Here is a 19234-nt window from a genome sequence, read left to right as displayed (position 1 = left end):
CGCGCCCGACTCGAACACCACCGACCCCACCGAGAAGGAGAAGAACGCCGCCGCTCAGCAGGTGGCCGACGTCCCGAGCACGCCGGCGACGACGCCCGCGACGGCCGCGCCCGCACCGGTGACGACAGCGCCCGCGGCAGTAAAACCGACCACCACCAAGCCCACCCCGTCGCGCAAGCCGACCACCAGGCCCGCGACGACCAAGGCCGTCTACTACGCCACCTGCGCCGACGCGCCCGGTCCGCTGAGCAAGGGCCGGCCCGGCTATCGCAAGGCCCTCGACCGTGACGGCGACGGCGTCGCCTGCGAGCGCAGCGGCGACGACGAGGAGCCGCCGGCGGAGGAGCCGGACGACGACAACGGCGACAGCGGCGGCACCGACCCGCGCTACGCCACCTGCACCAAGGCGAAGGCGGCCGGTTACGGCCCTTACTACCAGGGCCAGGACCCGGAGTACGACTGGTATCAGGACCGCGACCACGACGGCGTCGTCTGCGAGTAGCAGCGGCGGAGCGGCTTCCCTTAACACTCCTGAAAAATCGGGTGTACCGTTTGGCGGCTCCTTCTGTTAGCGTTCACACGACCTAAGGCGCTCCCCTTTTCGCGCCGCGTCGTCGTGTGTTGTTATCGCTAACAGCGCGCGCCTCGTGGAGGTGCTCCCCTCAATGCCTGATCAACCGCGTTACACCGTCGGGGTCGACTTCGGCACGCTGTCCGGCCGGGCGGTCGTCGTCCGCGTGCCGGACGGGGCCGAGCTCGGCTCCGCGGTGCACGACTACAAGCACGCCGTGCTCACCGAGGCGCTGCCCGACGGCACCCCCCTCGGGCCCGACTGGGCGCTCCAGGTGCCTTCGGACTACCTCGACGTCCTCAAGCACGCCGTGCCCGCCGCCGTCCAGGCCGCCGGCATCGACCCGGCCGACGTGGTCGGCATCGGCACCGACTTCACCGCGTGCACGATGGTTCCCACGCTCGACGACGGCACGCCGCTCAGCGAGCTTCCCGAGTGGGTGAGCCGCCCCCACGCGTACGTCAAGCTCTGGAAGCATCACGCCGCCCAACCGCAAGCGGACCGCATCAACGCTCTCGCCGCGGCACGCGGCGAGGCGTGGCTCCCCCGCTACGGCGGCCTCATCTCCTCGGAATGGGAGTTCGCCAAGGCCCTGCAGATCCTCGAGGAGGACCCGCAGGCGTACGCCGCGATGACCCGCTGGGTCGAGGCCGCCGACTGGATCGTCTGGCAGCTCACCGGCAGTTATGTCCGCAACGCCTGCACGGCCGGCTACAAGGGCATCCGCCAGGACGGCGCCTATCCGTCGGCCGACTTCCTCGGCGCGCTCAACCCCGGCTTCGCCGATTTCGTCGGCGACAAGCTCGACCAGCCCATCGGCGAGCTCGGCCAGAAGGCCGGCGTGCTGTCCGGGGAGGCCGCCGCCTGGACCGGCCTGCCCGCCGGGATCGCCGTCGCCGTCGGCAACGTGGACGCCCACGTGACCAGCGCCGCCGCCCGCGCCCTCGACCCCGGCCAGATGGTCGCCATCATGGGCACCTCCACCTGCCACGTCATGAACGGCGACGAGATCCGCGAGGTCCCCGGCATGTGCGGGGTCGTCGACGGCGGCATCGTGGCCGGGCTCTACGGCTACGAGGCCGGGCAGAGCGGCGTCGGCGACATCTTCGGCCACTACGTCGACCGCCTCGGCCCGGAGTGGACCCATGCCGAGCTCACCGAGCGCGCCGCCACCCAGCGGCCCGGCCAGCACGGCCTGATCGCGCTCGACTGGCACAACGGCAACCGTTCCGTGCTGGTCGACCACGAGCTGTCCGGCCTGCTGATCGGCGAGACCCTGGCCACCCGGCCCGAGGACGTCTACCGGGCGCTCATCGAGGCCACCGCCTTCGGCACCCGCAAAATCGTCGAGACGTTCAGCGAGGCCGGCGTGCCGGTGCGCGAGTTCATCGCGGCCGGTGGCCTGCTCAAGAACCGGCTGCTCATGCAGATCTACGCCGACGTGCTCAACATGCCGCTCTCGGTCATCGGCTCCGACCAGGGCCCGGCGCTGGGCTCGGCCATCCACGCCGCCACCGCCGCCGGCTGCTTCCCCGACGTGCGCACGGCCGCCGAGTCGATGGGCCGCGTGGAGCGCGCCGTCTACCAGCCCGACCCGGCCGCCGCGGCGGTCTACGACGAGCTGTACGCCGAATATTCGGCCCTGCACGACTACTTCGGCCGCGGCGGCAGCAAGGTGATGCGCCGCCTGCGGGCCATCCAGCGGAAGGCGTGGGACCACCGATGACCGTCACGACCGACGTCCGCGACACGATCGCGCACCTGCGCGTGCAGGTCGCCGACCTGCACGCCGAGCTGCCCCGCAATCAGCTCGTGGTGTGGACCGCGGGCAACGTCTCGGCCCGCGTGCCGGGCCGCGATCTGCTGGTCATCAAGCCGTCCGGTGTCTCGTACGACAAGATCACGCCGGAGGCGATGGTCGTCACCGACCTCGAGGGCGAGCTGGTCGACGGCGAGCTCAGCCCCTCCTCGGACACGGCCGCGCACGCGTACGTCTACAAGCACATGCCCCACGTTCAGGGCGTCGTGCACACCCATTCCACGTACGCCACGGCCTGGGCCGCCCGCGGCGAGGCGATCCCCTGCGTCCTCACGATGATCGCCGACGAGTTCGGCGGCGAGATCCCGGTCGGCCCGTTCGCGCTGATCGGCGACGGCTCCATCGGCCGCGGCATCGTCGAGACGCTCCGGAACCACCGCTCCCCCGCCGTTCTCATGCGCAACCACGGCGTGTTCACCATCGGCTCCTCCGCCCGCAACGCGGTCAAGGCGGCCGTGATGTGCGAGGACGTCGCCCGCACGGTCCACCTGTCGCGGCAGCTGGGCGCGCCCCTGCCCATCGAGCAGCACCACATCGACTCGCTCTACCAGCGCTACCAGAACGTCTACGGACAGGAGCCCACCAAGTGAAACCGCAGATCTGGTTCCTGACCGGCAGTCAGCACCTCTACGGCCCGGAGACCCTCGACCAGGTCGCCGCCCAGTCGGCCGACATCCAGCAATTGCTGGTGGCCGGCGGCCTGGGCGCGGAAATCGTCGGCAAGCCGGTGCTCACCGACTCGGCCGCGATCCGCCAGACCATGCTCGAGGCCAACGCCGATCCGTCGGTGATCGGCGTGATCGCGTGGATGCACACGTTCTCCCCGGCCAAGATGTGGATCACCGGGCTGGACACGCTGCGCAAGCCGCTGCTGCACCTGCACACGCAGCACAACCGGTCGCTGCCGTGGGCCACCATCGACATGGACTTCATGAACCTGAACCAGGCCGCGCACGGCGACCGGGAGTTCGGCTTCATCCAGGCCCGCCTCGGCGTGCCGCGCAAGACGGTCGCGGGCTACGCCGGCGACCCGTCGGTCATCGAGCGGGTGGACGCCTGGATCCGGGCCGCCGCCGGCTATCAGCACCTGCGCACGCTGCGGCTGGCCCGGTTCGGCGACAACATGCGGGACGTCGCGGTCACCGAGGGCGACAAGGTGGAGGCCGAGCTGCGCTTCGGCGTCTCGGTCAACACGTACGGGGTGAACGACCTCGTCGCGGTGGTGGACGCCGCCGCCCCGGAGGCGATCGACGCGCTGGTGGCCGAGTACGCCGATCTCTACGAGCTCGCGCCGGAGCTGGCCAAGGGCGGCGAGCGGCACGAGTCGCTGCGGTACGCGGCGCGGATCGAGGCCGGGCTGCGGCAGTTCCTCACCGAGGGCGGCTTCGGCTCGTTCACCACGAACTTCGAGGACCTGGGCGGACTGCGGCAGCTGCCGGGCCTCGCGGTCCAGCGATTGATGGCCGACGGGTACGGCTTCGGCGGTGAGGGCGACTGGAAGACCTCCGCGCTGCTGGCCGCGGTGAAGGCGATGGGCGGCGCCGCCTCCTTCATGGAGGACTACACCTATCACTTCGGCCCGGGCGAGCCGAAGATCCTCGGCGCCCACATGCTCGAGGTGTGCCCGTCGATCGCCGCCGACCGGCCGCGCGTCGAGATCCACCCGCTGGGCATCGGCGGCCGCGAGGACCCGGTACGCCTGGTCTTCGACGCCTCTCCCGGCCCCGGCACCGTCATCGGCCTGGTCGACATGGGCGACCGCTTCCGCCTGGTGGCCAACGCGGTCGAGGTGACCGCGCCCGACGAGCCGTTGCCGGCGCTGCCGGTGGCGCGGGCCGTGTGGAAGCCCGCGCCGTCGCTCTCCACGTCGGCCGAGTGCTGGCTGACCGCGGGCGGCCCGCACCACACCGTGCTGACCCAGTCGGCCTCGGCCGAGACCCTGCGGGATTTCGCGACGATGCTGCAGACCGAGCTCCTGCTGATCGACGAGAACACCACCACGCACGACTTCACCGACCGCGTCCGGTGGAACTCGGCCTACTACCGCCTGTCCCGTCCCCTGTAAGGCCTACAGCCCGTACGTCTTGCCGATGATGTCGCGCTGAATCTCGCTCGTGCCGCCGTACACGGTCGAGATCAGCGTGGCCCGGACGTGCCTCTCCATGTCGTACTCGGTGGCGTAGCCGTAGCCGCCCATCATCTGCATGCCGGCCAGCGCCGTCTCCCGGGCCACCTCGGTCGTCTTGAGCTTCACCATCGAGCTCTCCCGCGGCAGCACCCGATCGGGGTCGCGGTCGACCTTCGAGGCGGTGTCGTAGACGAGCAGACGGCAGCACTCGATCTCGGTGGCCAGGTCGGCCACGCGGTGCCGCATGACCTGGAACGTGCCGATCGGGCGGCCGAACTGCTGGCGTTCGCGGATGTACGCCAGTGTGTCGTCGAAGGCGCGGCGAGCGGTGCCCAGCATCAGCGCGGCCAGGATGAGCCGCTCCAGGTTGAGCCCGGCCATCAGCTGTTTCCAGCCCGCCCCGGCCTGGCCCACGACGGCGTCGGCCGGCAGGTGGCAGTCGGTGAAGTAGAGGTCGTTGACCTCCCGGCCGCCCATCGTGTCGATGCCGCTGACCCGCAGCCCCTCGGCGCCGGCCGGCACCAGGAACATGGTCAGCCCGTCGTGGTCGCCCGCGCTGCCGCCGGTGCGGGCCACGAGCAGGATCGCGTCGGCGATGTGGGCGTTGGAGCACCACGTCTTCTGGCCCTCGATCACGTAGCCGCCGTCCGGCCCCTCGGTGGCCCGGCAGGCCACGGCGGCGACGTCGGAGCCGGCGCCGGGCTCGGACATGGCGATCGAGAAGACACGGCCACCCGCCGTACCACCGAGAATCGCCTTCTTCTGGGCCTCGCGGCCGAAGCGCTGGACCGCGCCGGCCACGATCGCCGAGGTGGCGAAACCGCCGGCCGGCACCATGCCGTAGCCGAGCTGCTCGAGGAACAGGCAGGTGTCGACCATGCCGCCGCCGGCGCCGCCGTACGTCTCGGGTATGGACACGCCGAGCCAGCCGAGGTCGGCCATGCGGTCGTAGAGAGCCTGGTTGTGCGGGGTGGGGCCGCGCTGCTCGCGGGTGCCGGCCTCGCGCCGGGCGAACTCGGCCAGGGCCGCCGAAAACGCTAGTTGTTCATCACTGAGATCAATGGCCATGTCCGACCTTTCGCAGGTGGTGGCGGGCATTGACAGCGAACGTAACATATCAAATATCAAATCTGAGGGGGCTGTCATGACGGCGACGCTCGGCGAGCAAGAGACGGTGCAGGCCGCGGTCCAGCGGGCGCGGGAGGCCGCCGCGTGGTGGTCCGGGCTGGGCTTCCGGGGGCGGCGCGAGCGCCTCCTCGCCTGGAAACACGCGATCGCCGGCGGCCTCGACGACCTGGCCGCGGTCATCTCGGCCGAGACGGGCAAGCCCACGGCCGACGCCGTCCTCGAAGTGATGCTCGCCGTCGAAAACCTGGACTGGTCGGCTCGCCACGCGGCGAAGGTCCTGCGCCGCCGCCGCGTCGGCAGCGGCATCCTCGCCGCCAACCAGGCCTCCACCGTCGAGTACCACCCGCTCGGCGTGGTGGCGGCGATCGGCCCGTGGAACTACCCGGTCTATACGCCGCTCGGTGCGATAGCGTCGGCGCTCGCCGCGGGCAACGCCGTGGTCTTCAAGCCGAGCGAGTTCACGCCCCGCACGGGCGAGTGGCTCGCCGCCGCGTGGCCCGGGCCGCAGCCGGTGCTGCAGACCGTGACCGGGGACGGTTCGGTGGGCGCGGCGCTGTGCCGGGCCGGAGTCGACAAGGTGACGTTCACCGGGTCGGCCGCCACCGGCCGGCGGGTGATGGCCGCCTGCGCCGAGACGCTGACCCCGGTCGTCATCGAGGGCGGTGGCAAGGACGCGCTGATCGTCGCGGCCGACGCCGACCTCGGCGCCGCCGTGCGGGCGGCCGCGTTCGGCGGTTTCGGCAACGCGGGGCAGACCTGCGCCGGCGTCGAACGGGTCTACGTCGTGCGCGAGGTCTATCAGGACTTCCTGGCCCGGCTGGGCGCGCTGGCCGAGACCGTGCGGCCGGGCGAGGCCGACGGCCCGTACGGCCGGATGACCACCGGCGCCCAGGTCGAGATCGTGCGGCGGCACATCGGCGCCGCCGTCGAGGCGGGCGCGCGGCAGGTCGTCGGCGGGCCGGAATCGGTGACCCCGCCCTACGTCTCTCCGGTCGTGCTGGCCGAGGTGCCCGAGGACAACGTCGCGGTGACCGAGGAGACCTTCGGGCCCACCCTCGTCGTCAACCCGGTCGACAGCCTCGACGAGGCGATCGCACGGGCCAACGCCACCCGGTACGGCCTGGCCGCCTCGGTCTTCTCACGCGACCAGAAGCGGGCGGTCGCCGTGGCCCGGCGGCTGCGCACGGGCGCGGTGTCCATCAACTCGGTGCTGGGCTTCGCGGCCGTGCCGGCGCTGCCGTTCGGCGGGGTCGGCGACTCCGGTTTCGGCCGGGTGCACGGCGCCGACGGGCTGCGCGAGTTCAGCCGGGCCCAATCGATGACGCGGCAACGGTTCTCACCCCCGATCGACCTGATGCGGTTCGACCGCGGCGCCACGGCTCTGCATCGAGCCCGTGCGGCGTTCAGGCTCAGGCACGCTCCCAGACGCCGCGCTTCTCCAGATGCGTGACGAGGCGCGCGGCGCCGTCGGTGAAGTGCCGGGTCATGACGGTCCGCGCCTTGTCGGCGTCGCGCGACTCGAAGGCGGCCAGCAGCTCGTCGTGGTCGGTGCGCATGCCGGCCCGCCAGCCGGCGTCGGCCGCGTAGAAGCGCGCCGGCGTGTACCGCGTGGCCGTGTGCAGGAACCAGCTCAGCTTCCGGGCCTCGGCCATGCGGTTGACGGTGCGATGGAACTCGTACTCCAGCCGCTCGATGTCCGCCGTGCGGCGCGAGCGCGTCAGCTTGCGGTTGGCCAGCGTCAGCTGCTCGAGACCGGTCTCGGTGATGCGCAGGGCGACCCGGGCCGCGAGCTCGCCGGCGATGTCGCCCTGGAGCTGGAAGAGGTCGAAGACGTCCTGCCGCTCCAGCGGCGCCACGACATATCCCTTGCGGGGCTGAAGCTCCACCATGTCCTCGCCGCGCAGGGTGAGCAGCGCTTCGCGGACCGGCGTTATGCTGACGCCGAGCTGACCGGCGACCTCCTCGAGCCGAACGCGGTCGCCGGGCCTCAGGTCTCCCGACATGATGCGCTCGCGCAAGGCCGCGGCGACCTCGTCGGCGAGCTGAGGTCTCTCCATCGGGCGACCATATCAAATATCAAATCGGAGGTGTGCGCGTGAGCCGCCGTTATCAGCGGGCGCACCGGATCGCCGCGCTCGACCCGGAGCGTGACCACCTCGAGATCTACCAGATCTCGGCCGGCCTGGAGTTCCCGTGGGACTACACGAGGGCCCTGGAGTTCGCGCTGTTCCGCACGTACTGCGTGCCCAGCATCTCGCGCCTGCTGGCCGCCACCGGCGAGTTCCGCGACCGGCCCCAGCGCCGCTACGACGACACCGCGCTGCTGATGGCCGAGATGGCCGCGCACGGCTACGACTCCCCGCGCGGCAAGGAGGCGCTGCGGGTCGTCAACCGCGCTCACGGCCGCTACGCCATCACCAATGACGACATGCTCTACGTGCTGTCCACGTTCATCTACGACCCGATCGACTGGCTCGACCGCTACGGCTGGCGGCCACTGCACGACAACGAGCGCCTCGCCGCCTACTTCTACTACCGCGAGGTCGGCCGCCGCATGGGGATCCGCGACATCCCGGCCGCCTTCGGCGACTTCAGGAGCTTCAAGCGGTCGTACGAGGACGAGCAGTTCCGCTACACCGACACCAACCGCGAGATCGGCGACTACACGGTGAACCTGTTCGCCGCCTGGTTCCCACCGTTCCTGCGCCCGGCGGCCCGCCTCGGCGTCCGCAGCCTGCTCGACGAGCCCATGCTGCGCGCCTTCGGCTTCGACCCGGCCCCGGCCTGGGTCACCGCCGCGGCCACCACCGGCCTGCGAGCACGAGCCGTCGCCCTGCGCTTCCTCCCACCACGCCGCCAGTCGGTGCTGGGCGTGTCGAAGCACAACCGCACCTACCCCGGCTACCCGACGGGTTACCAGCCCTCGGATCTGGGTGCCCCCGCCCCGTCAGCCTGAACACCTACCCGGCCGACAGCCCCTCGTCGAACGCGCCCAGGAAATTCAGCGACGGCAACGTCACCCGGTTCGCGCGATCGTCGACCACCCTGATGAGATCGGCCAGTTGACGCCGGGCCTCGGCCACGGCGACCGGCCCCGCATCACGGCGCCATGCTTCGACGCGAAAGCGATCGGTCGAGATGGCGTCGATCCCGCAGCGGACACGGACGCACTCGGCCTCGCACGACAGGAAGCACCCCCACAGAGGCGAAGGTATCTCGGCCGGCACGTCCGCCACCGCTGATCCTCCGCTGAGCCCGCCGCGACGGCGGCGGGCTCGATGCCAGCGCCGCCGGGCTCAGTCGCCGTAGAGGTTTTCGATGGCGTCCGCGTGGCGTTCCGAGACGACGCGGCGGCGCAGTTTCAGGGTGGGTGTGAGCTCGCCGCTCTCCGGGGTCCAGGCCGCGGGCACGATGTGGAACGTCTTCACCTGCTCGGGGCGGGACAGCTTGCTGTTGGCGGCTTCCACGGCCTGGCTGATCTGGGCCAGCACGCCCGGGTCGGTGGCCGCCGTCGGGAGCCGTTGCGGGGTGACGACGGGCAGGGTCTCCTCGTCGAGGACGATGAGGGCGGTCACGTACGGGCGGCGGTCGCCGATCGCCACCGCCTGCGCGATCAGCGGGTGTGCCCGCAGCAGGCTCTCGATGCGGGCCGGCGAGATGTTCTTGCCGCTCGAGGTGATGATGAGCTCCTTCTTGCGATCGGTGATCGTCAGGTAGCCCTCGTCGTCGAGCGTGCCGACGTCCCCGGTGGCCAGCCAGCCGTCCGCGTCGGTGACGGGCTCGATGCCGCCGTCAGGGGCGAGATAACCCAGGCACACCAGCGGTCCCCGTACGAGGATCTCGCCGTCCTCGGCCAGCCGCACCTCCATGCCCGGATTGGGCCGCCCGACCGTGCCCGTACGGAAATGGCCCGGTGTGTTGATCGTCGCCGTTCCGGTCGTCTCGGTCATCCCCCACACCTCGAGGACGTCGACGCCGATGCCGGCCAGGCTGTGCAGGACGGCGACCGGGATCGGCGCCGCCCCGCTGCCCGCCCAGATCATGTTGTCCAGGCCCAGGCGCGCCCGGATCGGCTTCAGCACGGCGGCGTCGACCGCCGCCAGCTTCGCGGCCAGGTCGTCCGGCACCGGCTTCTCGGCCGCCCGCAGGTGGTACGCCTGCAGTGCCACCTCGCGCGCGGCCGCGACCGCCGACTGGACCTCGGGCGGGGCCTGGGACAGCTGAGCTTCGACCCCCGCCGCCATCTTCTCCCAGATGCGCGGCACCCCGAAGAAGGAGACCGGCCGCAGCGCCACCAGCCCGGCCAGCAGCTGCGCCGGATCGGGGCAAATGGTCACGTGGCCCGCGCGGTAGATCGGGTTGTAGACGCCGAGCATCCGCTCGGCGATGTGGGCCAGCGGCAGATAGGCCAGCGACGGCGAGTGCGGCGGCGTCTCGACCGTCTGCTCCAGCACGATCGACTGATAGATGACGTTGCGGTGGCTGAGCAGCACCCCTTTCGGGTCGCCGGTGGTGCCCGAGGTGTAGAGCAGCGTGACCGGCTGTTCCGGGCGCACCTCATGCCAGGCCTTCTCGAAGGCCTGCGGATCGGCCTGGTGCAGAGCTGCGCCGCGTTCGGCGACGCCGCGCAGCGACACGTGGGAGGTGCCCTCGACGACGACCACGTGCTTCACGGCCGGCAGCGAGGGCAGGATCGGCTCCCACTTCGCGAGTTCCTGTGCGCCCTCGAGCACCAGGATCGTGGCCTGGCTGTGCCGGGCCAGATATTCGAGCTGTGACGGTGGCAGAGTCGCGTACACAGTGGAGGGAACAGCGCCGAGGTGGACCGCGGCCAGGTCGACCAGCCAGTGCTCGGGGCGGCTGGACATCATGATGAGCATGCGGTCGCCCGGCTCGAGGCCGAGGTCGGCCAGGCCACGGGACAGGGCCGCCACCTCGTCGCGCAGCTGCCGCCAGGTCAGGGTCTCCGGCTTGCCGAGCACGCTGAGCGCGGGCAGATCGGGGTGTTCGGTCGCGTTGCGATGCAGAAGGACGGGAACGGTCAACCGGGACGCATCCATGGGGCGCACTGTAAACGCCGGTTAACTTCCAAGAAAAGACCCACGTTCATATAGCGCCACTTCGGAGCCCTGCCGCGTGTGATTCTCGAATAACTTCCGGCCCTTGACACCGCGACCGGGAGTGCCAGAAAGTTAACGGCGATTCGCAGAGAGGACGGGCGATGGCCATCGACGCTTTCCTGTACGAAGCCCTGCGCACCCCGCGCGGCCGGGGCAAGAGATCCGGCGCCCTGCACGGCACGAAGCCGATCTCCCTGGTCACCGGGCTGATCGACGAGATGCTGCGCCGCCACCCGGGCGTCGACCCGGCCGACATCGAGGATGTGGTCCTCGGCGTGGTCTCACCGCTGGGCGACCAGGGCTCGGTCATCGCCAAGACGGCGGCGATCGCGGCCGGCCTGCCCCACACCGTCTCCGGCGTGCAGCTCAACCGCTTCTGCGGCTCCGGCCTGGAGGCGGTCAACAACGCCGCCCAGAAGGTGCGGTCCGGCTGGGGCGACCTCGTCCTGGCCGGCGGCGTCGAGTCGATGTCGCGGGTGCCGATGGGCTCCGACGGCGGCGCCTGGTCGATGGACCCCGAGACCAACCTGGTCGCGAGCTTCGTGCCGCAGGGCATCGGCGCCGACCTGATCGCCACCCTCGACGGCTTCGACCGCGAGCGGGTCGACGCCTTCGCCCTGCGCTCGCAGCAGCGGGCCGCGCAGGCCTGGGCCGCCGGCTGGTTCGACCGCTCGGTGGTGCCGGTGCGCGACCGCAACGGCCTGATGGTCCTCGACCGCGACGAGCACGTACGGGCCGGCTCCACCCTGGACGGGCTCGGCGCGCTGAAGCCGTCCTTCGGCGACATGGCCTTCTTCGACGCGGTCGCGCTCCAGAAATACCACTGGGTCGAGCGCATCGAGCACGTGCACACCGCCGGCAACTCGTCCGGCATCGTCGACGGGGCCGCGCTCACGCTGATCGGCTCGGCCGCCGCCGGCGAACGGGCCGGCCTCACACCCCGGGCCCGCATAGCCGGGGCCGCGCTCAGCGGCGACGATCCGACCATCATGCTGACCGGCCCCGCGCCGGCCAGCCGCAAGGCCCTGGAGCGGGCCGGTATCGGCGTCGGCGACCTCGACCTCGTCGAGATCAACGAGGCCTTCGCGGCCGTGGTGCTGCACTACATCGACGATCTCAAGCTCGACCCCGAGATCGTGAACGTCAACGGTGGCGCCATCGCGATGGGCCACCCGCTCGGCGCGACCGGCGCCATGATCCTCGGCATCCTGGTCGACGAGCTCGAGCGCCGCGGCGGCCGGTACGGCCTGGCCACGCTCTGCATCGGCGGCGGCATGGGCGTCGCGACCGTCGTCGAGCGACTCTGAGGGAGCTGCTGTGGCCATTCACTTCAACCGCGAGGACGACGGCATCATCGTGCTCACGTTCGACGACCCGGACCGGGCCGCGAACACCATGAACGAGGCGTACGTCCGGGCCATGCAGGAGGCGGTCTCCCGCCTGGAAGACGAGCGCGACGACGTCACCGGCGTCATCCTGGCCTCGGCCAAGAAGTCGTGGTTCGCCGGCGGCGACCTGGACAGCCTGCGGGCCTACGACAGCGCCCAGGCGGCCTTCGACCGGGCCAATCTCGTGAAGGCGCAGCTGCGGCGCCTCGAAACGCTGGGACGGCCGGTGGTGGCCGCCATCAACGGGGCCGCGCTCGGCGGCGGCCTGGAGATCGCCCTCGCCTGTCACCGGCGCATCGCGCTGCCGGGCGCCCAGCTGGGCTGCCCCGAGGTGACCCTCGGCCTGCTTCCGGCCGGCGGCGGGGTGGTGCGCACCGTGCGCCTGCTCGGATTGACGGAGGCGCTCACCCACGTACTGCTGCCTGGAACCCGCCACCAAGCGCAAGCCGCGCTGGAGATCGGTCTCCTCGACCAGATCGCGGCGTCCCCGGCCGAGCTGATGAGCGCGGCCCGGGAGTGGATCCGGGCCAACCCGGACGCCACGCAGCCGTGGGAGAGCGTGAAGGTGGACCGCACGACGCTGCCGGCGCTGCCCGCCGTCCTGCGCCAGCGGCTGAAGGGCGCACCCTATCCGGCGCCGCGGCACATCCTGGCCGCCGCGGTCGAGAGCACCCAGGTCGATGTGGACACCGCGTTCGTCATCGAGAGCCGCTACTTCGCGGGCCTCGTCACCGGGCACATCGCCAAAAACATGATCAGCGCGTTCTTCTTCGACCGCAACGCCGCCAACGCGCGAGAGATCGGCGACCTCCCCCCGCCACGCAAGGCGGCCGTGCTCGGCGCCGGGATGATGGGCGCCGGCATCGCCCAGGTGCTCGCCCGGGCCGGGGTGCCGGTCGTGCTCCGCGACGTCGACTACGAGCGGGCCGCCGCGCACGCCTGCGACCTCATCACGCCGACGGCCGACGTGGCCGACCTGGCCGGGGCCGACCTGGTGATCGAGGCGGTCTTCGAGGATCCCGCGCTCAAGCACAAGGTCTTCGCCGAGATCGAGGGCGTCGTCGCGCCGGACGCGCTGCTCTGCTCCAACACCTCCACCCTGCCCATCACGGCGCTGGCCGAGGGCGTGCGCCGCGACAGCGACTTCATCGGGCTGCACTTCTTCTCCCCGGTGCCGAAGATGCCGCTGGTCGAGGTGATCCGCGGCGAGAAGACGAGCGACGAGGCGCTGGGGCGGGCCCTGGCGGTGGTTCGCCTCCTGCGCAAGACGCCGATCGTCGTCAACGACAGCCGCGGCTTCTTCACCAGCCGGGTCATCGGCACGTTCACCAACGAGGGCGTGGCCATGCTGGCCGAGGGCGTGCCGCCGGCCAGCATCGAGCAGGCGTCGAGCCAGGCCGGCTATCCCGCGCCCGTGCTGGCGCTGATGGACGAGCTCACCCTCACCCTGCCCCGCAGGATCCGCGAGGAGGCGCTGGCCGCCGGGGCCGGCACACCGCACCCGGCCGACGCGGTGATCGACCGGATGATCGACGAGTTCGGGCGGCCGGGCCGGTCCTCGGGCGCCGGCTTCTACGAGTACGCGCAGGGGCGGCGGGTCCGGCTCTGGCCGGGCCTGTCGGCGTTCGGCGGTACGGCCCGCCCGCCGTTCGACGACCTGAAGGAGCGCCTCCTGTTCATCGAGGCCATCGAGACGGTGAAGTGCCTCGACGAGGGCGTGCTCACCTCCGTGGCCGAGGCCAACATCGGCTCCATCCTCGGCATCGGCTACCCGGGCTGGACCGGCGGCGTCCTGCGCTACATCGACCAGTACGAGGGCGGCCTGCCCGGCTTCGTCGCCCGCGCCCGCCAACTGGCCGGCCGCTACGGCGACCGCTTCGACCCGCCGCCGCTGCTGCTGGCCAAGGCCGCGGAGGGCACGACGTTCGGCTAGCCAGTGTGCTGGTGATCTGTGATCCGTCAGTCGACCGACTGATGCCCGCGGCGCTGACACACCCCAGGATCGAGAAGTCAACGCGAAACAACCGATCCACCTGGGGGAAACATGAGCAAGCCCACCATCGTGCTGGTGCACGGCGCGTTCGCCGAGTCGGCGAGCTGGAACGGTGTCGTCCAGGGGCTGCGCGAGGCCGGCTTCCCGGCCGTCGCCCTGGCCAACCCGCTGCGCGGTGTCAGCAACGACGCCGGGTACCTCAAGGCCACGCTCGCCTCCATCGAGGGTGACGTCGTGCTGGTCGGCCACTCCTACGGCGGCATGGTCATCACCAACGCCGCCGAGGGCAACCCCAACATCAAGGCTTTGGTGTACGTCGGCGCGTTCGCCCCCGACGCGGGCGAGAGCGCCGGTGACCTCGCCGGCAAATACCCGGGCAGCTCCCTGGGCGAGACCCTGAACCCGGTCGCCCTGCCCGGCGGCGGCACCGACCTCTACATCAAGCAGGACAAGTACCACCACCAGTTCGCCGCCGACTCCTCGGCCGAGGACGCCGCCGTCTGGGCCGTGACCCAGCGGCCGATCACCGACGCCGCGCTCGGCGAGAAGTCGGCCGAGGCCGCCTGGAAGACGATCCCGTCCTGGTTCCTGTTCGGCAGCGAGGACCTCAACATCCCGGTCGCCGCGCACCGTTTCATGGCCGAGCGGGCCGGCTCCAAGCGGACCGTCGAGCTGGCCGGCGGCTCGCACACCGTGGCCATCCCCGAGGCGGCCCAGCTGGTCGAGCTCATCAAGGAAGCCGCGTCGGCGTAAACGCTGGGGGGAGTGCGGCCGTCCCGCCGCACTCCCGACTGGCTGCAACTGGGTTGCGGTCCGGTGCGACCCTGCCGGGCGGGCCCGGCCCGGCCGATCAAGCCGGGCATGTCAGCAGAGCCGATCCTCTTCAGCGACGCGCGCCACGGCGACGAGAACGCCGCCTGGTGGCGCGACGCCGTGGTCTACCAGGTTTATCTGCGGTCGTTCGCCGACGGCAACGGCGACGGGATCGGCGACTTCGCCGGCCTGCGCTCGCGGCTCGGCTATCTGAAGTCGCTCGGCGTCGACGCGGTGTGGGTGACCCCGCACTACCCGTCGGGCGGGGCCGACGGCGGCTACGACGTCATCGACTACAAGGCGGTCGACCCGGTCTACGGCGACGTCGAGGACGTCCGCGGTCTGGTCGAGGACGCGCACGGTCTCGGCCTGAAGGTGCTGCTCGACATCGTCCCCAACCACACCAGCGACCAGCACGCCTGGTTCCAGCGGGCGCTGGCCGACCCGGACAGCCCGGAGGCGGCGCGCTACCACTTCCTGCCGCCGGGCGAGGAGCCGCCCAACAACTGGCAGAGCATGTTCGGCGGCCCGGCCTGGTCCCGTACACCCGATGGCCGTTGGTATCTGCATTTGTTCACGCCGCAGCAGCCGGACCTCAATTGGGACAACCCGGAGGTCGCCGAGGACTTCGACGACACGTTGCGGTTCTGGTACGACCTGGGTGTCGACGGGTTCCGGGTGGACGTCGCATACGGGCTGTTCAAGGACGCGGAGTACCGCGACAACCCCGGCGTCTACTCACCCACCCTGTTCGGGCACGGGCCCGAGCAGGTGATGACCACCAACCAGCCCCGGATCCACGAGATCTGGCGCCGCTGGCGGGCGGTCGGCGACTCGTACGCCGATGGGCGGATGCTGGTCGGCGAGGTCTCCCTCGCCGACCTGAAGCAGGTCGGTCTGTACGCGCGGCCGGACGAGCTCCAGCACGCCTTCCAGTTCCGGCTGCTCAAGAGCAAGTGGGACGCCCCGGCGTTCGCCGACACCATCGCCGAGGCGCTGGCGGTCTTCGAGTCGGTCGGCGCGCCGGCGCCCTGGGTGCTCGGCAACCACGACAAGGCGCGGCAGGTCACCCGGTACGGCTCGCTGCGCCGGGCCCGGGCGGCGGCGCTGCTGATGCTCGCGCTGCCGGGGTCGGCCTATCTCTACGCGGGCGAGGAGCTGGGCCTGCCCGAGGCCGAGGTCCCCGACGCGGCCAAGCAGGACCCCATCTTCTTCCGCTCCGGCGGCAAGCGGGCCGGCCGCGACGGCTGCCGGGTGCCGATGCCGTGGGACGACCACGACGCCCTCGCCGGCTTCTCGGCGGCGGGCAGCGCCGAGCCGTGGCTGCCGATCCCGGACGGTTGGCGGGACCACGCCGTCAACCGGCAGGCGGCCGACCCGTCCTCGACGCTGTCGCTCTACCGGCAGGCGATCTCGATGCGCTCGCTCTACCCGGCGCTCGGCTCCGGGCTGGGCGCGGTGTCGCGCATCGGCGACGTCGTCCGGATCGACCTGGTGGCCCGTTCGGGCGACCCCGATCCGGTCACCTGCTGGATCAACATGAGCTCGTCGACGGCCTTCGTGCCCGCCCGGCGGGTGCTGCTGGCCTCGGACCGCGCCGGTGTCAGGGAGCGCGACGGCATCGTCGAGCTGCCGGCCGATACGGCGATCTGGGTGACACCGAACCCCGTCGATCTGAGGTAGCGTCCTGAGCCATGGCTCAGCGCAGCCTGAGGTTCGACGTCGAGGTCGGCCCCCAGGCACCCGGCGAGGCGCGTCACCGTGTCGTGACGTGCCTGCGCGAGTGGGGTTTCCGCGACGGCGGCTGGCTCGACGCGGTCGCCGTCGTCGTGAGCGAGGTGGTCACGAACGCGGTGCAGCACGGTGGCGGGCATGTCGTCGCGATCACCGTCGACGCGTACGCCACCCGGGTGACCCTGTCGGTCGCCGACGCCTCCGCCGTCGTTCCCCGGCGCCGTGAGCCGGACGACCGGGGCGGGCGCGGGCTGCTGCTGCTCGACGCGCTGACCGACCGGTGGTATGTGGCCGACGAGGGCTCCGGCAAGCGGGTCCACGTCGAGTTCCGCCCGGCCGAGGTGGCCCCGTGGCAGGAGAACCCGAAGTGAAGATCGACAGACGGCAGGACGGTGACGCCGTCCGGGTCGCGCTCACCGGAGAGCTCGACCTGGCCAGCAGCGACGAGGTCCGCTCGTTCATCGAGGCGGCGCTGGCCGACACCCGCCCGGCCCGGGTGCTGGTCGACATGGACGGCGTCGCGTTCTGCGACTCGACGGGCATCGAGGCGCTGATCCGGGCCCGCGCCGCCGCGGTGGCCCAGGGCTCGCGGCTCGAGCTGGTGAACGTCCACGGCATCGCCCGGACGACGCTGGAGATCACGGGCGTGCTCCGCCTGTTCACATGACAAGACTCCGGCTGCTGCTGGTCGTCGCCGTCGCGTACACGATCGGCGCCCAGCTGGCGTTCGTCGTCTTCGACGCCGACTCGATCGTGGTGCTCTTCCTCCCGGCCGGCGTCACCCTGTCCGCCCTGCTGCTCAGCCCGCGCCGCGAGTGGGCGTGGATCCTCGCCACCGTCGCGGCTCTCGAGCTGCTCATCGACATCGGGCACGGCCTCGATCCGGTGTACGCCCTGGGCTTCGCCGCCGCCAACACGCTGGAGCCCCTGGTCGGCGCGCTGCTGCTGCGCCGGGCCGTGGCCGGCCGCATCGACCTCGCGCAGCGCCCGCACCTGCTGGCCTTCCTGGCCTTCGGCGTGGTCGCCGGCCCGGCCGTGGGCGCCCTGATCGGCGGGACGACCATCGCCCTCGCCCAGGACCGCGGCTGGTTCTCCTCCTTCCTGCCGTTCTGGGCCGGCGACGCCACCGGCGCCCTGACCGTCGCCGGCACCGTCCTGGCCTGGCGCCGGTCGCTGCTGACCCGTTGCGTGCCGGCCGTCCTGGTCACCGCGGCGGTCACGGCCGCCGGCTTCTGGCCGCAGCATCTACCGCTGTTCTACCTGCCGATCCCGCTGCTGTTCTGGCTCGGCTTCACCCAGCCGCTGGCCGTGACGATGACCTCCGGCCTGGCCATGACCGTCACCGCGAACACCCTGACCGGAGCCGGCCGGGGCCCGTGGGCCGCCCTCGACGGACCGATCGAGATCAAGACGGCCACCCTGCAACTGTTCCTGGCGGTGGCCATCCTCGGCGCCTGCTTCCTCACGGTCGGCGTCACCGAGCGGGACCGGGCGGTCAGCGCCGCCCACCAGCTGCAGCAGGCCCTTCTGCCCGCCGTCATCCCGCAACGGCCCGGCATCAGGGTGAGCGCCGGCTACCGCCCGGCCGACCTGACCCACCACGTCGGCGGCGACTGGTACGACGTCTTCGACGTCCCCGGCGACCGCGTCGGCTTCGCCGTCGGCGACGTGGTCGGCCACAACCTGGCCGCCGCCGCGGCCATGGCCCGCCTCCAGTCCGCCCTGCGCCTGCTGGCGCAGACCGCCCCGGGCCCGGCCGAGGTGCTGGCCGGCCTCGACCGGGCCAGCATGGTCATCGACGGCGCCCACATGTGCACGGTCGCCTACGCCGACTACCACCCGGCCACGCGGCGCCTGCGCTACGCCTGCGCCGGCCATCCCCCACCGCTGCTGATGACCGACGGCACCGGCGAGTTCCTCTGGGAGGGCCGCTCGATGCCCCTGGCGGTCGAGCCGTGCCCGCGCCCCCACGCCGAGCGCGAGGTCCCACCCGGCGCCCACCTGCTCCTCTACACCGACGGCCTGGTGGAACGCCGCACCGAGCCCCTGCGCACCAGCCTCGACCGCCTGGCCGTCACGGTCGCCGCCGAGCCGGGCGCCGGCCTGACCGAGACCTTGCTCAACCGCATCCCCCACGACGGCCCCGCCATAGACGACGCCGTAGTCCTGCACGTGACTTTCGACAGCGCCCCGGCGACATATTCAAATGGTCTTGCCAGCTAGCGTTCTGCCATTTTACCGTCTGCCACATAGCTGCTTTCTGTTCACTCATTTTCCGGGAGTAGCTCTACCGGCTTTAGTGCCGCACTATATGTATGAGGAAGTGGCTCCATCGCCGGCGCACCGGGGGATCTGGCGAATTGATCATTCCTCAGCGAACACTCGGCCGGGAGGTGTCGTGATGGCGGACGGGGCAAGACGACTCAACCAGGACCGCGCCTTGACCCCAATGGCGCTTCTTTAAGGTGTTTGGGCTGGTAGGGGTTTCACCCGGTGGAGGGTGATGGTGTGTTCGACGTGGCGGGCTGGGGGTCGGTCGC

General features: G+C 71.4%; 17 protein-coding genes. 13 read left to right on the top strand and 4 right to left on the bottom strand.

Annotated elements, in window-relative coordinates; genetic code table 11:
• The 4 genes from CRP55_RS54240 to araA all read left to right on the top strand — a co-directional run.
• The coding region (locus tag CRP55_RS54240) for an excalibur calcium-binding domain-containing protein (protein WP_218855225.1) at window positions 1-502 on the top strand (502 nt) is incomplete at its 5' end.
• 163 nt (window positions 503-665) lie between these two features.
• Window positions 666-2297 carry a ribulokinase gene (gene araB / locus CRP55_RS50945; protein WP_097329347.1) on the top strand — a complete coding sequence of 544 codons (1632 nt, stop codon included), beginning with the start codon at window positions 666-668 and terminating at the stop codon, window positions 2295-2297.
• Window positions 2294-2980, top strand: coding sequence for an L-ribulose-5-phosphate 4-epimerase (locus tag CRP55_RS50940; RefSeq protein ID WP_097329346.1), 687 nt, complete (start codon window positions 2294-2296; stop codon window positions 2978-2980). The genes araB and CRP55_RS50940 overlap by 4 nt, the downstream gene beginning before the upstream one ends.
• A complete protein-coding gene (araA, locus tag CRP55_RS50935; protein ID WP_097329345.1) occupies window positions 2977-4455 on the top strand; it encodes an L-arabinose isomerase in 1479 nt (492 codons plus the stop codon). Before CRP55_RS50940 ends, araA begins: the two co-directional genes overlap by 4 nt.
• 3 nt (window positions 4456-4458) lie before the next feature.
• Here araA and CRP55_RS50930 read toward each other — a convergent pair whose 3' ends face one another.
• A complete protein-coding gene (locus CRP55_RS50930) occupies window positions 4459-5586 on the bottom strand; it encodes an acyl-CoA dehydrogenase family protein (RefSeq protein WP_097329344.1) in 1128 nt (375 codons plus the stop codon).
• Between CRP55_RS50930 and CRP55_RS50925 the strand changes: the two genes are divergently transcribed.
• Window positions 5585-7096 carry an aldehyde dehydrogenase family protein gene (locus CRP55_RS50925; RefSeq protein WP_281260876.1) on the top strand — a complete coding sequence of 504 codons (1512 nt, stop codon included), beginning with the start codon at window positions 5585-5587 and terminating at the stop codon, window positions 7094-7096. The two genes, CRP55_RS50930 and CRP55_RS50925, sit on opposite strands and share 2 nt — an antisense overlap.
• Here CRP55_RS50925 and CRP55_RS50920 read toward each other — a convergent pair.
• Window positions 7056-7703 carry a GntR family transcriptional regulator gene (locus tag CRP55_RS50920; RefSeq protein ID WP_097329342.1) on the bottom strand — a complete coding sequence of 216 codons (648 nt, stop codon included), beginning with the start codon at window positions 7701-7703 and terminating at the stop codon, window positions 7056-7058. The two genes, CRP55_RS50925 and CRP55_RS50920, sit on opposite strands and share 41 nt — an antisense overlap.
• Window positions 7704-7741: 38 nt before the next feature.
• Between CRP55_RS50920 and CRP55_RS50915 the strand changes: the two genes are divergently transcribed.
• On the top strand, window positions 7742-8602 hold the full coding sequence (locus CRP55_RS50915; RefSeq protein WP_097329349.1) for an oxygenase MpaB family protein: 861 nt from the start codon (window positions 7742-7744) through the stop codon (window positions 8600-8602).
• A gap of 4 nt (window positions 8603-8606) precedes the next feature.
• Here CRP55_RS50915 and CRP55_RS50910 read toward each other — a convergent pair whose 3' ends face one another.
• Both CRP55_RS50910 and CRP55_RS50905 read right to left on the bottom strand, forming a co-directional pair.
• The gene (locus CRP55_RS50910) at window positions 8607-8882 is read right to left on the bottom strand and encodes a DUF6331 family protein (protein ID WP_097329341.1); all 276 of its coding nucleotides are present in this window, start codon (window positions 8880-8882) and stop codon (window positions 8607-8609) included.
• Window positions 8883-8942: 60 nt separating this feature from the next.
• Window positions 8943-10706 carry an AMP-dependent synthetase/ligase gene (locus tag CRP55_RS50905; protein ID WP_097329340.1) on the bottom strand — a complete coding sequence of 588 codons (1764 nt, stop codon included), beginning with the start codon at window positions 10704-10706 and terminating at the stop codon, window positions 8943-8945.
• Between the two features lie 161 nt (window positions 10707-10867).
• Between CRP55_RS50905 and CRP55_RS50900 the strand changes: the two genes are divergently transcribed.
• The 7 genes from CRP55_RS50900 to CRP55_RS50870 all read left to right on the top strand — a co-directional run bounded on the left by CRP55_RS50900 (window position 10868) and on the right by CRP55_RS50870 (window position 18917).
• Window positions 10868-12073, top strand: a complete 1206-nt coding sequence (locus CRP55_RS50900; protein ID WP_097329339.1) for an acetyl-CoA C-acetyltransferase — start codon at window positions 10868-10870, stop codon at window positions 12071-12073.
• 10 nt (window positions 12074-12083) lie between these two features.
• The gene (locus CRP55_RS50895) at window positions 12084-14087 is read left to right on the top strand and encodes a 3-hydroxyacyl-CoA dehydrogenase NAD-binding domain-containing protein (RefSeq protein ID WP_245924027.1); all 2004 of its coding nucleotides are present in this window, start codon (window positions 12084-12086) and stop codon (window positions 14085-14087) included.
• A 111-nt stretch (window positions 14088-14198) separates the two neighbouring features.
• The gene (locus CRP55_RS50890; protein WP_097329338.1) at window positions 14199-14900 is read left to right on the top strand and encodes an alpha/beta fold hydrolase; all 702 of its coding nucleotides are present in this window, start codon (window positions 14199-14201) and stop codon (window positions 14898-14900) included.
• 108 nt (window positions 14901-15008) lie between these two features.
• Window positions 15009-16643, top strand: a complete 1635-nt coding sequence (locus tag CRP55_RS50885; RefSeq protein WP_097329337.1) for a glycoside hydrolase family 13 protein — start codon at window positions 15009-15011, stop codon at window positions 16641-16643.
• Window positions 16644-16654: 11 nt separating this feature from the next.
• Window positions 16655-17065: an ATP-binding protein gene (locus CRP55_RS50880; protein ID WP_097329336.1), complete on the top strand. Its 411-nt coding sequence runs from the start codon at window positions 16655-16657 to the stop codon at window positions 17063-17065.
• Window positions 17062-17361, top strand: a complete 300-nt coding sequence (locus CRP55_RS50875; RefSeq protein ID WP_179855721.1) for an STAS domain-containing protein — start codon at window positions 17062-17064, stop codon at window positions 17359-17361. Before CRP55_RS50880 ends, CRP55_RS50875 begins: the two co-directional genes overlap by 4 nt.
• Window positions 17358-18917 (top strand): PP2C family protein-serine/threonine phosphatase, encoded by a 1560-nt coding sequence (locus CRP55_RS50870; RefSeq protein ID WP_097329334.1) that lies wholly within the window; start codon window positions 17358-17360, stop codon window positions 18915-18917. The genes CRP55_RS50875 and CRP55_RS50870 overlap by 4 nt, the downstream gene beginning before the upstream one ends.
• The last annotated feature ends 317 nt before the right edge of the window (window positions 18918-19234 follow it).

Source organism: Paractinoplanes atraurantiacus (assembly GCF_900215205.1).
In the GTDB taxonomy this organism is placed as follows: domain Bacteria; phylum Actinomycetota; class Actinomycetes; order Mycobacteriales; family Micromonosporaceae; genus Actinoplanes; species Actinoplanes atraurantiacus.
Note: the sequence above shows the minus strand (reverse complement) of the source record. Positions and strands in the feature narration are given on the sequence as shown.